Here is a 14,867-nt window from a genome sequence, read left to right as displayed (position 1 = left end):
AATCACACCCATCAGTTATTTTCCAATAACCTTACCCTTTGAAAATAAAATGCTGAACTTTAAAGTACAAAACTTTAAACCCGTAAGAATCTATTGATTATGAAATTGCGGGAGGACCCCGAAGTTGAAAAGTAAATTTGGTCTGAGACCAGATCTTCTCCTGAATCGTAATGATTTGCTTTACTTCGTGAGTGTAGTGCTCAAAAGCCAAGCTGAAATCTTCAGGAGCTAAGGTGTGTCCGGTTACCAAAAAGTGGCAGGCCAGACAGTCGCCAGCTTTCTCTTTAGTAGCTGCTTTCGTTACTGTATTCTCTGTCTTTTTAAGATTGAAAGACTTAAAGTAATCCACAGAATCATGGTGGTGAAAGCTTTGAGAAAGCAGTGCGAGGAAGTACACTCCAAACAATAGCTTGGAGATAAAACTCTTTAGGTTTCTGCTTTCTTTAAAAATCATGGTTCAAAATTATGAAAATAATTTAATTGTTTCCTTAAACTTTTATTAAATTACTTTATGATTACTGATAATATGTAGAAATGAGAGCAATTCTGTTACAAAAAAAATGCTTCATAATTTTTTAGTTTATGAAGCATTTTATTATCATTAATCAAGCTGAGTTCCCAGATACTCCCATTCCTGCAGGGCGCTATCAAGTTCTTCTTTCGCTTTATTGTACTCTTCCAGGGTCTCTTCAGAAGGATTTTCTTTGGCAAAAGAGGCTTCCATGTTCTCTATTTTAGTTTCAAGTTCAGAAATCTTTTCTTCAACTTTTTTGATTTTATTCTGAACATTCTTCTGCTCCTTACTTATAATGTTTGATGAAGGGCTTACGGTAACTACCGGCTTTTCTTCTACTTTTTTCGGTTCTACCTCAACGTCTTCCCGATGGAGCTTCGCTTTCTCTGCAGAAATTTCCCTGATCGTTTCTTTTTGTCTATATTCCAGATATTCATTAATATCTCCCAGGAATTCTTTCATCTTTCCGTCACGGAATTCGTAGATTTTATCACAAAGTCCCTGAAGGAATTCTCTGTCGTGCGAAATAACAATCAAAGTCCCTTCAAAATTCTGTAATGCCAATTTGATGATTTCCTTGGACTGGATATCAAGGTGATTGGTAGGTTCGTCCATAATCAACGTATTGAAAGGACGAAGTAAAAGCTTACAAAGTGCCAGACGGTTTCTTTCTCCTCCGGAAAGGACTTTCGTCTTTTTGGAAACGGCCTCTCCCTGAAACAGGAAAGATCCTAATAAATCTCTTACTCTAGGTCTTGTTTCTTCTGTGGCAGCATCTTCTGCTTCTTCCAACACTGTTTTATTCGGTGTCAAAACCTCTTCCTGGTTCTGAGCAAAATACCCGATATTTACATTATGTCCAAGATTCCAGGTTCCTGAATAATCTTTAATATCTCCGGCAAGAATTTTAGCCAGAGTTGTTTTTCCTTGTCCGTTCTGTCCTAAAAGAGCAATTCTGTCTCCTCTCTGAACAATGAAATCCACATCATCAAAAATTTGTTTCTGACCATATGCTTTCCCAAGGTTTTCTGCTTCAAAAATAACTTTACCCGGTACCATTGATTGTACAAAACGGATATTGAACTTGGAAACGTCTTCATTGTCTACTTCAATACGTTCAATTTTAGCCAGTTTTTTGATGAGTGACTGAGCAAAAGAAGCTTTTGTGGCACTGGCACGGAACTTATTAATATTATCCTCCATTTGTTTGATCTCCGCATCCTGATTCTTTTTAGCCTGAATCAGCTTCTCGCGGCGATCTTCTCTCATGACAAGATATTTAGTATAGTTGGCTTTATAATCATCAACTTTTCTATTGTTGATATCAAATGTTCTGTTACAAACGGCTGTCATGAACTGTTTATCGTGACTTACCAGAACGATGGCTCCCGGATAATCTTTCAGGAAGTTTTCAAGCCAGATGATGGATTCCATATCAAGGTGGTTGGTAGGTTCATCGAGAAGCATGATATCATTCTTCTGTAATAAAAGTTTTGCCAGCTCAATTCTCATTCTCCATCCTCCGGAAAATTCATCGGTAATCTTTTGAAAATCATCTGCTTTAAAACCTAAACCAAACAACACCTTCTCCATATCACCTTCAAGATTGTAGGCATCATGGTTCATCAAAAGATCATTCAATTCGGTCATTTTATTAATCAAGTCCGTATAAGAATCACTTTCGTAATCTGTTCGGGTTGCCATCTGGTGATTCACCTCTTCAAGCTCATTTTTCCATGCATTGATTTGTTCAAAAGCCTGCATTGTTTCATTCCAGACGGTTCTTCCTTTAACAAAATCAAGATCTTGTTTCAGAAAGCCTATGGTTACACTTCCCTCAGTGACCACTTCTCCTTCGTAGAAATTAATTTCGCCGGAAAGCATTTTTAATAAAGTGGATTTCCCCGCTCCATTTTTTCCTACAAGACCTACTTTATCATCCTTTTTAATGGTGAAATTTACATTTTGAAATAAATAATTTCCGGAATGATGTAATCCTAAACTTTGAACAGAAAGCATTTTAATTAATAATTAGTAATGAATAATGAATTTTCGGGTGCAAAAATACGGAAAAAGAAATGAATAGGCCAGAAATAAAAAAGACCGCCTTAAAAACAGACAGCCCTTTCTTTTAAGAAATATGTTTTTTTTAGAATTTATCCGGCAATAAGCGGTGGTGTTTTTTTTCCCGCTTCCACCATGGCGATCATTTCTACGAGACTTTCTGCTGCCTCTTTATACTTTACTTGTTTGATCCCATGATGAGATCCTATATCATTTTGCAATTCATTCAACGTGGTAGCCTGAGCCATTGTAATTGGTTTGCTACCATTTTTAATACTGATTTCATAGTTACAAGTATCTAAAAGTTTGTTTGCTTTTTTAAGCCAAGCTGAAACTAACATAACATTTTGTTTTTGGGTGTTAATAAATAATTTTGTGATTGATTATTCGGGGATAAAAACAATCATTATTGAGAATTATGCCCATTTTATGGTATATAATTCGGCAATATTCTTAGGTCTTGTTTCCAGGCCATCTGCTTCCACATCTGTTCTTGAATTACTTTTTGTATCAATAATACTCATAGGAGTGGGTCCGTTTCCCGGGGGTATCATTGCCGTGGTGGAAAACTTCAGTCCATGGTCATGCTTTTTAAAAATATCATTTTCAAAAGTACTCACATGATCTCCGGTAATTGTTCCTGTACCGGGAGCTTTTCTTTCTGTGGCATTCATATCTACTCCTGCCTGATTATTCCAAGCACGGCTAAAGTATCCCCTCATATCCAGTAGCATTGAAAATCCGTTGGGACCTTTTCCAAACCTGTAATTAAGAATCGAGTTCAATCTTGTATAATTGGCATCCAATTCCATAGGAGCTGTACATAAGGAAAATTCTCCTTCAGGGGCAAATTCTGTCGCAATATATTGCCTGCGTTCCCCAATAATTCCCTGAATGATACATGGGAGGTTCCTGAGAGCGATCAGCCCCAAATTTGTACAGCATTGGGAAATTCTTATTTCTGCATTGGGAGTCTTTGAAGAAATACCTAATATAAGCTTCGTTGCAGAAGGATTTATGGTATGCCGCAGATTCAGTTGATAGTCTCCGGTTTGAGATACAGTCACTGAGCTGGAATCAATTCCATCTGATAATTGTACTGTAAGTTCTCCACTCACTTTTAAACTTACAATAACCTGAGCTGAAGCCGTCTCTCCCGGCAGCATCTGCTTCCATCTGGGAAATTCGTGTAAGGCCTGTTTAAAAGTCATTTCATCTGAAGTCTGACTTTTAAGAATAACCAATTGATTGGAATTTGAATCAAACGAAATTTTTCCGTTTGCTCCGTTATCATTGTATAACCAGCCATCGGGAATACCATAAATAAGCGCCCCGTTTTTTGATGTCTGATTACTGAAGTAACGGAAATCATCATTATACACCAGATTATTTTGCCCTAACGCATACAGGTAATCTTCTGTAGTAATATTTGTATTTTCCATGACTTTTTATTTTTTTGAAGGAAGCCTTCCTATTCTGAATACATTACTGAATGAATCAAAATACACATCCATATCCTCCTGAAAAGTGATAGAAAGGTATTTGCTTATGGTGAACCCTCTATTCTGCATATTAGAAGGAACAAAAAGAGATGATGCAATGGCCATATTAGAAGAAATACCACTTGCTGTAAAAAGCCAAAGTTCATCGCTGTAATCAAAATAATTAATAGTGTTTACAGAGGCTGTATCTGCGTTGCAGACCCCAAAAACACCGTTTATTTTCTGAGCAATACCCGGATACAAAACAGAAGTGGATGTATTTTCTATTCCTAGCAGATCCGGAGGACAATTTCCGGGAGTACCATAAAAACCAATATTGGAGACGGTATATCTTTGCCCGTACTGAGCGTCTGTGGAAACATTTTCTTTGTAAGTTGCCATACTCTGAGGCTGATTTCTACTTGCCAGCGCTCTCCAACAGTCTGAAAACGTACAGGGATTATTATTAATAAAAGGAGCAAATGCGAGACATATATATTTGAGGTCTACAGCCCCGGGATAAGCCCTTATGATGCCTACCATCTGATTGGTATTATTCAGATAACTGACTCCGTTTTTATCAAAATATATATTTAATGTAGTATCCATAATAAAATCCCGAAGGAAAAAGATCCTTCGGGAAGATGTATTTTTTAGAAAATATTTAATAGCTGTGTCAATGACTCTCCTGATGATACTGGATTTACTGGTGCTGTTCCAGGTACGCTTTCAATACCGTAAGTTCCTGCAATCATTTGCAAATCATATTCTATATTCTGAGCACTGAATATAAAATTACATCCAGGTGCTGTAGCATTACCCGTTACAGATCCCGACGTCATACTGGTTTGAGCGGCAAATAAAACGACTTTTTCGTTAGGCTCCATGCTTACAGAACCTTGTGGTGTACATATAAATGCGCAGAAAGGCAGATATTCACCGTTTACTTTTGCGGCTAATCCTATTGTGATGTTCGGAGTACCTGCTCCTCTTTCATTTTTCACTGTAATTATTCCTGCCGGAGCTGATCCGTTGGTGGAGAAAGAACCGTCCTGATGAAAAACGACAGCCGTTCCTAAAGGCACTTCATTGGATAATGCCTGCATTTGTATCGTAGTATTGGTTCCAATAGTTGACTTATTGAAAACATAAACCTTGTATTTTGGCTCGTAATCAATTTCTACCTGTCCGAACATATCACTATAGTTAACGGCAAACCAAGCTGGTACTCCTGTAGAAACCTGATTAGGTCCGGAAGCACCTTTGTACCCCATTAGCTTGTAGTTGTTTTGTTGTAGATACTGAAGAATCGCTTTTTGCTCACTTGATGTAAAATCAAAATTAATTGAAAATATTGTAGTAGCTGCTGTTTTGATAAGTGTCTTTTCCATGTTTTTAGTCTTTGGTATTCTTACTCTTTTTATAATTAGGCTTTTCAGAATCCGCCTTGTTCATATTTTATTTTGAAGCTTCAAATGAACAATTCAAAGTAACGGGAATAAAAAACCAGAAACTACAGTATAAAATACCAAATTCAAAATTCAGTACTTCTACTCAAAACCTAAAAAATACTTTAAAAATAAAGGGAACATCTTGTGAGACGTTCCCTAACCTAAATTTAAAACTGAAAAAAGTGCTGGCACTAATTATTGATTTCATTTAACCTTGCCGCTGAAGAACTTTTCACAATCGACCTGATCCAGATGTCATTATTGGGAACACTGGTTCCGTATAAAAAATCTGCTACGAAACTGTCTTCGGGAAGATGAAGTTCTACAGCAAGCCTTGTCTGGCTTTCCTGATCAACTGAAGTACTGCTGGACACATTTAACCCGTTATTAATAAGTTCCAGATTAATTTCATACTCTGATCTTTTCAGTAGCCCATCACTGTATAATCCAAAATTGGCTGAAATGTGTATATATTCAGCTAATTTTTCGAAGTCATATATTGGTTTTCTATATGCTGTAAAATCCTGTACATATTCTTTTAATGTTTTATAAAAACGATTGAGAAAATGATGTTTGTTATAATCTGAAGCAAAATATACGTCATTATCATGGCTGAAAACGGAAGATATAGCATTGGTTTCCTCCAACATCAATTTTCCGTATACTTTTGAAAGGTCATTATAGACTTTATCACGACATAGATAAGCTTGTGAGAAAGTATTCCTTTTTTCAATTTCATATCCAGAAAGCAAAGCGTCCCAGATTTTATTTCCCTGAGCATCTGTTTTGGCATTCCTTATATCTGAAACATAGTTTTGTAAATCACCGGTATTCACAAAATCTGTAGAGATATAGACAGATTGTGGTCCTTCCAGATATCCACCTCCTATATCTGCATGAGCTCCCGGGACAAAAACTTCTTTCCATACGGATAAATGACCTTCTGTTTTCTGATCATTCATTGTTTTTGAGTTTTCAAAAAAACCGGTAAGCGGGAAAAAAAATCTGCTTTCATTGATCGCACAGATGTGCAGTGCCTGTTCTACTTTGGAAGGAATAGCCAGGTTATACGTATTAAAAGGTTTCGATTCAACGGTATCGAAAACTCCAAGAAATTTTATCTTACAGTCCTGCAGAGGATAATGAAGTAGAAGTTGGTTACAGAATGTTCGTGCCAACATTCCTCCTCTTCCAAATCCGTAGATATAAAAATGATATTCTTTTGTTGTATCACGGAGGAGTTTATGAATAAAATCATCTGCTGTCTGAAGTTTATCATCCGAAGAATAACCATTTCCGTATGGTGGGTTGGCACATGTTGCCATCGCAAAATTATTATCTTCGTTCCCCGTTACGGTTCCAATTCCTTCGACGTATAATTTTTCATCTCCTCTAAATAAACTGTATAATTTATAGATATTGGTGAAAGTACCATAGTAGCTTTCGTTATTGTTCAACGGCTTATCCGGTGAAAGAATATTTACTCCATTATTTCCTGTTCCATCAAAAAAAATCCCGATGGAAATCACTCTACTACCATTCATGCTTTTATTTAATTTTTTATTGCAAATCCTGCTTGTGTTTTATTTTTTCTAAGATCCCTAAAAGAGACATTCCAAAATAACAGAAGAAACAAAAGCTAAACTAGAGTGAAAAGTACCAAATAAAAAATTCCGTATTTCTACGGAATCTTACTATATTTTTTCAAGGGAATATATATTGTTCACAATGGCATAAATGACAATTCCCACTGTATTTTTGGCCCCTATCTTTTCTAATATCCTTTGTCGGTGGCTCTCGACGGTTCTGGGGCTTATAAAAAGTTTCTCTCCGATTTCATTATTGGTAAACTCCTGGCAGATGAGTTTTACAACGTCTTTCTCGCGTTCAGACAATTCGTCTTCTGTTTCAAAGAGAGACTTTTTCTTGGCTGTGCTGTTCATGTACGTAAATAACATCTGATGATCTTCCGGAGTGAAGAAAACTCCATTTTTATCCACCATGGTAATGGCTTCAATGAATATTTTTTTATTGGAATTCTTAGGAAGAAATGCAGACACTCCCAACTTAACCATATATCCGAGAATAGAGGTTTTATAATGGGAAGAAAGGATAATAATTTTAAGTTCCGGATATTTTTCTTTGAGAATTTCTACCAGTTCAAAGCCATTCATGGGCTTCATCTGTACGTCCACGAGTGCAATATCGGGAAAATTTTCTTCTGAAAGCTTTTCCAGTTGTTCAATAAAATCGGGGCCATTATCCGAAGTAAGGCAAACCGAAATATTTTTTTCATTCGACAGCAGCATTTTCACCCCTTCCAGGATCAGCTGTTCATCATCAATCAGGGCTAATTTGATTTGGGAACTCATTATGTTTTGGTATTTTAATGATTAAACGACTTCCTTTATTTAAAAAAGTTTTTTCCCATTTGTGGGTAGCATTCATAGATTTTATACGGGATTCAATATTCTTGATTCCCATTCCCTTTTTCACCTGTTCATAATCGAATCCCTGTCCGTTATCCGAAATAATAACCGTCATATTCTGAGAATAGTCTTTCATATATATCCAAAGATCAGTTGCTGTTGAATGCTTGATTACATTGGTGGTAAATTCCTGAATAATTCTATATAACTGAACTTCTATAAAAAGATCTTTTTTTTCATATCCCGTCATCACCTGTAGTGAAATATTTATTTTATGAGAAAGATTGGCAATCAGTTCTTCTACATATAAAACCAATCCTACCGATTCAAGATTAACAGGATATAATGAGTGTGAAATACCTCTTGCAGCATCAATAAGGGATGACATCTGATCATAAATATTTTTTTTAATCAGTTCATCTCCCTGCGTGTCAAGATTATTAAGCCATAAGGAAAGAATATTAAGCCTGTTTCCAATATCATCGTGAATCATTACAGCAATTTTTTTTCTTTCTTCTTCCTGAGCTTTGATATTTTCCAGTACCAGTTTTTTTTGATGACGAACTTCCGCTTGGTGCTGCACATTTTTCTCCTTAATAATCCTGCTGATAAAAGACCGGTAAGCAAGTAAAATAAAAGATACGATAACTGCTATGGTAACAATTATAAGGATTAACAGGTTGATATTTAAAGTTACTTCTTTAATTTGATGAAGATATATAGTAATGAACAGTACAAAATACTCGAAAGAACATTATTGGCACTGAGAATGGTGTAAAAATCATTTTCGGACAGGTTTGCAATCTGATGCTGAATAATAAAGACAAATACAGAAACCGAGTAGTAGAAAAAAATACTTGCATCTACCCATAGAAATCGGTTCTGTACAGAAGCATCTTTAATTTCTTTAATCAGGGTAAATCCTGATAAGCAGATGATCATAATATTGGAAACCACCTTCGCAATGTCAGCATTTCCGGGGTAATTGAATCCATATTTTGAAATCATAAAACCTGCTGCCAGGAATCCTGTAAAGCCAAGAAAATATCCGGGCCAATCCATCTTTCTGATAAACAAGCCGGTCAGTAAAAAAAACTCTCCTGCGATATATAAAGGATACAGAAATGATGTATCATTAAATTTGAAAATATAAGGCAAAATAAGATTAAGGAGCTCAATAAAAAAAAGAAAAGCAATACAATAAAAATACTGCCTTTCCTTATTATTTAGCATATTATATTTAGCTGCTCCTAATACAACAACGGATAAAAGCAGAGCATAGTTCAGGAATAAAATTGCCTTAAAAATATCAGCCATTCTTTTTATATATTATAAGCCGTCCATTGGTATGCGGCAAACAGGCGGGCATGGTTTTGCCCAATCATAGGTATTGGCCTCGGTAAGCGCAGTACTTCCCGTATTCTGTAGATTTTCAAGGAAGGAAATAAAAATAAGGGTCACCAACATTCTTCCATATACATCATTATACTTTAAGCCGAATGAACATACGATCCTTTTAAGTCCTCCATTTTCAAGGCATAAATCAGCGGTAGGAACATAGAATCTTGTAAATATTCTGGCGCCTTTATAATCGGTACATTCCTGATAAAACCATTCCATCCCTTCATTTCTCCATTTTTCAATAGCTTCCACCGCTTTATCTTGTTCAAGAACCGGTTTGTTTGAAATCGGAAAAGACATGTCTGCATTCTTATCAATACTTTGAAGATCTTTAGAAAGAAGGGCATTTTTAACAACGGTATACTGCTGTATTTCCTGAAGTCTGAGATCGTACTGAAGCGGAGAAAGTAAAGAGCATGGGTATTCATCCATATCTTTTCTAAGTCCTTTCTCATCCATAGGATATAAAATAAGGATCACCTGAGCATCATAAACACCAACTGCAGCACAAAACTCTTCATACTTACTATTTTTTCTCATCCAATCGAGATGACCACTGTTAATTTCAAAAACGTAGTTGGTAGGAAGTAACTTTTTCAGTTCAGGAAAGTGGGTAAGATGTAAACTCCACTGATCCATAGCTGCTTGGCATTCATCTTTTCGCAGCATGAAATCTTCACTGTTTAATGTTATCATAGTCATGATTTTTTTAGTTCTATAAAAATATACAAACTACACATCTTATGCAAGTAAGAATTTTAATTAATAATTTCTTACTGTAATATGATAACAACTTTGTTGCTTTTCTTTGATGTAATAAATTCTACCAGCATCCACATAATGCTTTAAAACTTTCTCCATCGCTATTTCCATTCGGGGATTGTATTTGTGAACATTGTTGAATCTCACATAGGAGATATCGAAAGAATTCCCATAATTGTGAGAACTTATTCCTAATGATGCGTTGGAATTGACTCTTCTCAATCTGCATTGATCTTCCAGCGTTCTGGTTATTGAAGAAACAGTAAATGTTCCTCCTTTTGTATCTTTGCTAAATTTGGAGCCTATCTTTTCAAGTGTCGTTTTTGCTTTGGAAACCATATACGCCCTACTATAATCAAGCCTTTGGATATGATATCCTTTTCCACTTTTTTTTATTTTATGAAATTTTCCGTTGTTGATATATTTCTGTACTGTTTTGGAATCTTTCAGCAACTGTACTCCAAAACTCTTTGAGGCGTCAAGATGCGGTTTATAAAGAGCTGTCGGCTCCACCTTCAATACAGAGGTAAGATCATAGCAGGGAAAAGCTTTCTTAGCTGCCTGCGAATAATGTAAATTATAAATAAAAGGTACGAAGACCGCACAAAGAAACTTTTTCATTAACCACCCTTTTAAATTACTAACGAAAGATAAAACGTTTATGTCATGTCTTTCAACTTCGATAATAAAAACACTTTACTAAAATCCCAAACAAACATTAAACCAAATTATAGATTTAACAATTTTTGTTCTCTTGTTTTTGAAATATTTTTCAGATTTAACTTTTTAATTTAAGATATAAATTCTACATTTGAGATACATTTTAAAAATAAACAACATGATAAAAAAACTTTTTGCCGAATTTTTTGGCACATTTTGGCTTGTTTTCGGAGGTTGCGGAAGTGCTGTTTTCGCTGCTGGTGTTCCTGACATTGGTATTGGGCTTTTAGGAGTTGCCCTGGCCTTTGGTCTTACTGTTCTTACAATGGCGTACGCAGTAGGTCATATTTCCGGAGGACATTTTAATCCGGCTGTTTCTTTCGGGCTTCTGGCAGGCGGCAGATTCCCGGCAAAGGATCTTATTCCTTACATTGTAGCTCAGTGTTTGGGAGCAATCGTTGCAGCAGGATGTTTATACACGATCCTTAACGGTGCGGGAGCTGTGGATTTTTCAAAACCGGGAGCTTTTGCAACTAACTTTTACGGAGAAGCTGTATACAACGGAAAAGCCTTCAGTATGGGAGCTGCATTTCTTGCAGAGTTCTTGTTGACTGCTTTTTTCCTTATTGTGATTATGGGGGCTACAGACAAATGGGCTAACGGTAAGTTTGCCGGGATTGCTATTGGTCTTGCTCTTACTTTGATTCACTTAATCTCTATTCCTATTACGAATACCTCGGTAAACCCGGCGAGATCTCTTTCTCAGGCTGTTTTCACCGGTGGATCTGCGATGTCACAACTTTGGTTGTTCTGGGTAGCTCCTATCTTAGGTGGAGTTGTAGGTGGATTAATCTACAAGTTTTTACTTCAGAGAGATACTGCAGAAATAACAGATTAGTTTTAAAATAACAATACATTATAAAATCCTGTCACACGACAGGATTTTTATTTTGTCTTTTTAATATCAAAAGGATTTTTAAAAATCAGTTCTTCTTGTTTTCCTCTGATCTCCATTTTGCGCTGAAGGAGATTCAAAGCCATCTTTCTGATAAAAAGATCTTTATCATTCAGTTTCCAGTAGGAATCCCCATGAAGCTTTTTAGGGGGGCGAATCACATAAAATTCAGTTTCCCAGGTGTCTGCGTTGTGATAAAATTCTATAATTCCACAATGTTCAGGAATAAGACTTACCTCAACCATTCCCATAGGGAGCAGAAAGCTGAATGTGTTGCACACATAATCCCCACAGGAAATTTTATTATGCTTCAGAAATTTTTCCCCTGTATCTTTATTGATATACGATTTTTTAAAATCATTTTTAAAATCACTTTTTGAAAGTTTGATTTCAATCTCGTGACTTACTCCTTCTGCGTCAATAATAAGGATATCGGCTTCCCAATCCGCCTGAAAATAATTAGTCAGAACGAGTTCTTTCTCAAAGTCGCAATGGGTGTGTATATATGCGTGAACAAGTTCTTCGATTTTGATCATGATATGAAGATATTAGAGTTAAGATACTAGACAAAGAGATAAAAGAATTGAGATGAGAAGAACCCAACCCGCAACCGGCAGTTCTCCATTTTAAATACTGAACTTTACATTTAAGATCACTCTCAAAATCCGATCCCAAATCTTTAAACCTACAAGTCTCTAGCTCACCAGAAGACTACAACCACGAATATCAGAATGGTCTATTCTTCCCAGGACCTGAAACTTATCGCCTGTTATTTTACCTAAATCCTGAGTAGCAATAAAAGAGCAAGAGTGGGTATTGGCAAGGTCTATAATATTAATAGCACCTGTTCTTCCTTCTTTTTCGTATGAGAAAGGATCTTCGGCATTTCTGACCATGATTCTCATCCAATTTGGGCACTCGTATTCATTGTTACCTAAAGAATACGCCTGTGACAATAATTCGGTCATCGAATATTCAGAATAAATTTTATCTGTCTTAAGACCCTCCTTTAGAATTTTCAAAAGTTCATCTTTTGTCATTTCTTCTTTACGTCCTTTCATTCCACCGGTCTCTATGACCATTAAATTTTCAAGAAAATTCAGAGATTCTTCACCTCCCTTAGAATGACAGAAATCTAAAAAATCTAAGAGTGCAAAAGAAACTCCGAAAAGTATGACCTTTTGATCTTTCAATTGATTCAACAAATGAAAAAGATCGGCGTGGTTATAAAGGAAATATCCGTTTTCTGGTTTTTCTGATTTCTTCATCAAATAATCTACCATGTAAATCAACGATGAATTCTGTTTTTCAAGATAACTCGGAAGCAATCCGAGAAAAATAAAATCCTCAGGTTTCCCGATAAATTGTTCGAAACTTTTATAAATACTTTCTTCATACAAGGCCGGATCGGCAATGTGATGTTTTGAAAGATTCATTTGTGTGGTTCCTGAACTCTGAAAAAACAAATCAGCAGTTACGTTCTTATCCATAATCTGATGATTTTTAAACATTTCTATGGGAAGAAAGGGAATTTTCACCAAAGCATCTACCTCATCTGGATTAATTTTTAAGAAGTCAACGAACTTTCTGTATATTTCAACATTTTCATACTGATAACGAAATGTTTTCAATGATACATTCAGGAAATCCTGCTCCGTCTTTATGTTGAATATATTTTTCGGTTCCATAATTTTTTTAACCTTTCTTATCACTTCACTACAAAGCAATTAACAGAAAAAATATTTTTATTTAATAATTTTTTAACACCAAAAGTATACTTTGGTAACATTCTTGCAAGTACTTAATCGGAATATGGATTAAAAACAAGAATAAGCTTCAGTTTATTCGAAAATTACCTCTTTTAGGGGTAATTTTTTTATTTTTCAAAAGCTTTCAACTCAAAATCTTTTTCAAATACGCCATAGGTAAAATAAGAAATCCAGTCACCCAGGTTAATATATTTTGAATTTTGCTCCAGATCGAGTACCATGGGAAGGTGTCTGTGACCATAGATGAAGTAATCAATTTTTTCTGTCTTCAGTTTTTCTTTGGAATAGATGATCAGAAATTCCTTGTCCTCCCCTAAAAATGCTTTATCTTCTTCTCCTGAAATCATCTTGTTTTTCTGGGAAAGGTATAACGCAATTTTCATTGCAATATCAGGATGTAACCACTTAAAAAACCACTGTGCCACCGGATTGGTGAATAGTTTTTTCATTCTCTTATATCCTTTATCACCAGGGCCGAGACCATCACCATGAGCCAGCAAAAACTGCTTTTCACCCATTTCAAAATACTGTTTCTGGTAAAAAACGGTACAGCCAATCTCTTCTTCCAGATAATCTTTCATCCACAAATCGTGGTTTCCTACAAAGAAATAAATATGAATGCCTCTGTCTTTCAGTTCTGCAATTTTACCAAGAACCCGAACATATCCTTTGGGAATAACATGTTTCCATTCATGCCAGAAATCAAAAAGATCACCCATCAAAAACAGAACCTGCGCATCTTCTTTAATCTCATCCATCCAACGTATAAACTTTTCTTCACGCACCCTGCTCTCTTTAGGAGTAGGAGCACCAAAATGCTGATCAGAAGCAAAGTATACTTTTTTTCCGGGTTCTAAATTAATTATCGTCTTTAACACCGTTTGAGTTTTGTTGAATAAATTATTGATTATCTTCTGCAAACCATTCTCCATAAGAATTTTCTGTCTCATGAAGTTTAAGATAGGCTAAAGAAATACCTTCAGGAAGTTTTGATTTTACTTTTGAAGCAATAGCATACAACATGTTTTCACAAGTCGGCTGGAAGCTGCAATAGATTACTTTATGTCCTTTCTGTTCAAGATCATCTCCCAATTCTTTGTGTGGAGATAAAGCATTAACAAGAACTGCATGATCCCATACATCTACAATTTCAGATTTCACAATACTTTTGATATCTCCAAAATCTACTACCATCCCATTTTTAGGGCTATCTATATCATTAATCGGTTTTCCTTTCACTGTTACGAACAGCTTATAGGAATGTCCATGCATATTTTTACACTTCCCGTCGTAATTGTATAGTACGTGAGCCGTTTCGAATGTAAAAATTTTTGTAATACGTATCATAATACAAAGATATGACAAAACAGTTGAACATAGA

Annotated in this window: 17 protein-coding genes; 1 reads left to right on the top strand and 16 read right to left on the bottom strand. The window is 35.7% G+C overall.

Features of this window, described 5'->3' with window-relative positions:
- Positions 1 to 97: 97 nt before the first annotated feature.
- The 12 genes from C1631_RS09800 to C1631_RS09740 form a co-directional block, all read right to left on the bottom strand.
- Entirely contained in the window at positions 98 to 454 is a 357-nt protein-coding gene (locus tag C1631_RS09800; RefSeq protein ID WP_165828268.1) for a hypothetical protein, read from the bottom strand.
- Positions 455 to 601: 147 nt separating this feature from the next.
- The gene (locus C1631_RS09795; RefSeq protein WP_103247385.1) at positions 602 to 2,533 is read right to left on the bottom strand and encodes an ABC-F family ATP-binding cassette domain-containing protein; all 1,932 of its coding nucleotides are present in this window, start codon (positions 2,531 to 2,533) and stop codon (positions 602 to 604) included.
- A 137-nt stretch (positions 2,534 to 2,670) separates the two neighbouring features.
- A complete protein-coding gene (locus C1631_RS09790; RefSeq protein ID WP_109711904.1) occupies positions 2,671 to 2,919 on the bottom strand; it encodes a hypothetical protein in 249 nt (82 codons plus the stop codon).
- Positions 2,920 to 2,994: 75 nt separating this feature from the next.
- Positions 2,995 to 4,020 (bottom strand): hypothetical protein, encoded by a 1,026-nt coding sequence (locus C1631_RS09785; RefSeq protein WP_109711902.1) that lies wholly within the window; start codon positions 4,018 to 4,020, stop codon positions 2,995 to 2,997.
- A gap of 6 nt (positions 4,021 to 4,026) precedes the next feature.
- Positions 4,027 to 4,668, bottom strand: a complete 642-nt coding sequence (locus C1631_RS09780) for a hypothetical protein (RefSeq protein ID WP_103247388.1) — start codon at positions 4,666 to 4,668, stop codon at positions 4,027 to 4,029.
- Between the two features lie 44 nt (positions 4,669 to 4,712).
- A complete protein-coding gene (locus tag C1631_RS09775) occupies positions 4,713 to 5,450 on the bottom strand; it encodes a hypothetical protein (protein WP_103247389.1) in 738 nt (245 codons plus the stop codon).
- A 251-nt stretch (positions 5,451 to 5,701) separates the two neighbouring features.
- Complete coding sequence (locus C1631_RS09765; protein ID WP_109711900.1) at positions 5,702 to 7,054, bottom strand: phospholipase effector Tle1 domain-containing protein; 1,353 nt, start codon at positions 7,052 to 7,054, stop codon at positions 5,702 to 5,704.
- Between the two features lie 150 nt (positions 7,055 to 7,204).
- The gene (locus C1631_RS09760) at positions 7,205 to 7,882 is read right to left on the bottom strand and encodes a response regulator transcription factor (protein ID WP_109711898.1); all 678 of its coding nucleotides are present in this window, start codon (positions 7,880 to 7,882) and stop codon (positions 7,205 to 7,207) included.
- A complete protein-coding gene (locus C1631_RS09755; RefSeq protein WP_228441154.1) occupies positions 7,851 to 8,522 on the bottom strand; it encodes a sensor histidine kinase in 672 nt (223 codons plus the stop codon). Before C1631_RS09755 ends, C1631_RS09760 begins: the two co-directional genes overlap by 32 nt.
- A gap of 110 nt (positions 8,523 to 8,632) precedes the next feature.
- Complete coding sequence (locus tag C1631_RS09750) at positions 8,633 to 9,256, bottom strand: hypothetical protein (protein WP_103248538.1); 624 nt, start codon at positions 9,254 to 9,256, stop codon at positions 8,633 to 8,635.
- Positions 9,257 to 9,268: 12 nt separating this feature from the next.
- A complete protein-coding gene (locus tag C1631_RS09745; RefSeq protein WP_228441151.1) occupies positions 9,269 to 10,036 on the bottom strand; it encodes a hypothetical protein in 768 nt (255 codons plus the stop codon).
- A gap of 66 nt (positions 10,037 to 10,102) precedes the next feature.
- Positions 10,103 to 10,723: a DUF5715 family protein gene (locus C1631_RS09740; RefSeq protein ID WP_103248536.1), complete on the bottom strand. Its 621-nt coding sequence runs from the start codon at positions 10,721 to 10,723 to the stop codon at positions 10,103 to 10,105.
- A 220-nt stretch (positions 10,724 to 10,943) separates the two neighbouring features.
- On the opposite strand from C1631_RS09740, the gene aqpZ reads away from it, so the two are divergent.
- Entirely contained in the window at positions 10,944 to 11,660 is a 717-nt protein-coding gene (aqpZ, locus tag C1631_RS09735; RefSeq protein WP_109712356.1) for an aquaporin Z, read from the top strand.
- 47 nt (positions 11,661 to 11,707) lie between these two features.
- On the opposite strand, the gene C1631_RS09730 is transcribed toward aqpZ, so the two are convergent.
- The 4 genes from C1631_RS09730 to C1631_RS09715 form a co-directional block, all read right to left on the bottom strand.
- Positions 11,708 to 12,253 (bottom strand): hypothetical protein, encoded by a 546-nt coding sequence (locus C1631_RS09730; RefSeq protein WP_103248535.1) that lies wholly within the window; start codon positions 12,251 to 12,253, stop codon positions 11,708 to 11,710.
- 159 nt (positions 12,254 to 12,412) lie between these two features.
- Positions 12,413 to 13,405 carry a LuxE/PaaK family acyltransferase gene (locus C1631_RS09725; RefSeq protein WP_103248541.1) on the bottom strand — a complete coding sequence of 331 codons (993 nt, stop codon included), beginning with the start codon at positions 13,403 to 13,405 and terminating at the stop codon, positions 12,413 to 12,415.
- A 188-nt stretch (positions 13,406 to 13,593) separates the two neighbouring features.
- Positions 13,594 to 14,364, bottom strand: coding sequence for a UDP-2,3-diacylglucosamine diphosphatase (locus C1631_RS09720; protein ID WP_109712354.1), 771 nt, complete (start codon positions 14,362 to 14,364; stop codon positions 13,594 to 13,596).
- Between the two features lie 22 nt (positions 14,365 to 14,386).
- Positions 14,387 to 14,833 carry a 6-pyruvoyl trahydropterin synthase family protein gene (locus tag C1631_RS09715; RefSeq protein ID WP_103248256.1) on the bottom strand — a complete coding sequence of 149 codons (447 nt, stop codon included), beginning with the start codon at positions 14,831 to 14,833 and terminating at the stop codon, positions 14,387 to 14,389.
- Between the last annotated feature and the right edge of the window lie 34 nt (positions 14,834 to 14,867).

The organism is Chryseobacterium phosphatilyticum (assembly GCF_002899825.2).
Classification (GTDB): domain Bacteria; phylum Bacteroidota; class Bacteroidia; order Flavobacteriales; family Weeksellaceae; genus Chryseobacterium; species Chryseobacterium phosphatilyticum.
This window is presented reverse-complemented; position numbering and strand designations above follow the sequence as displayed.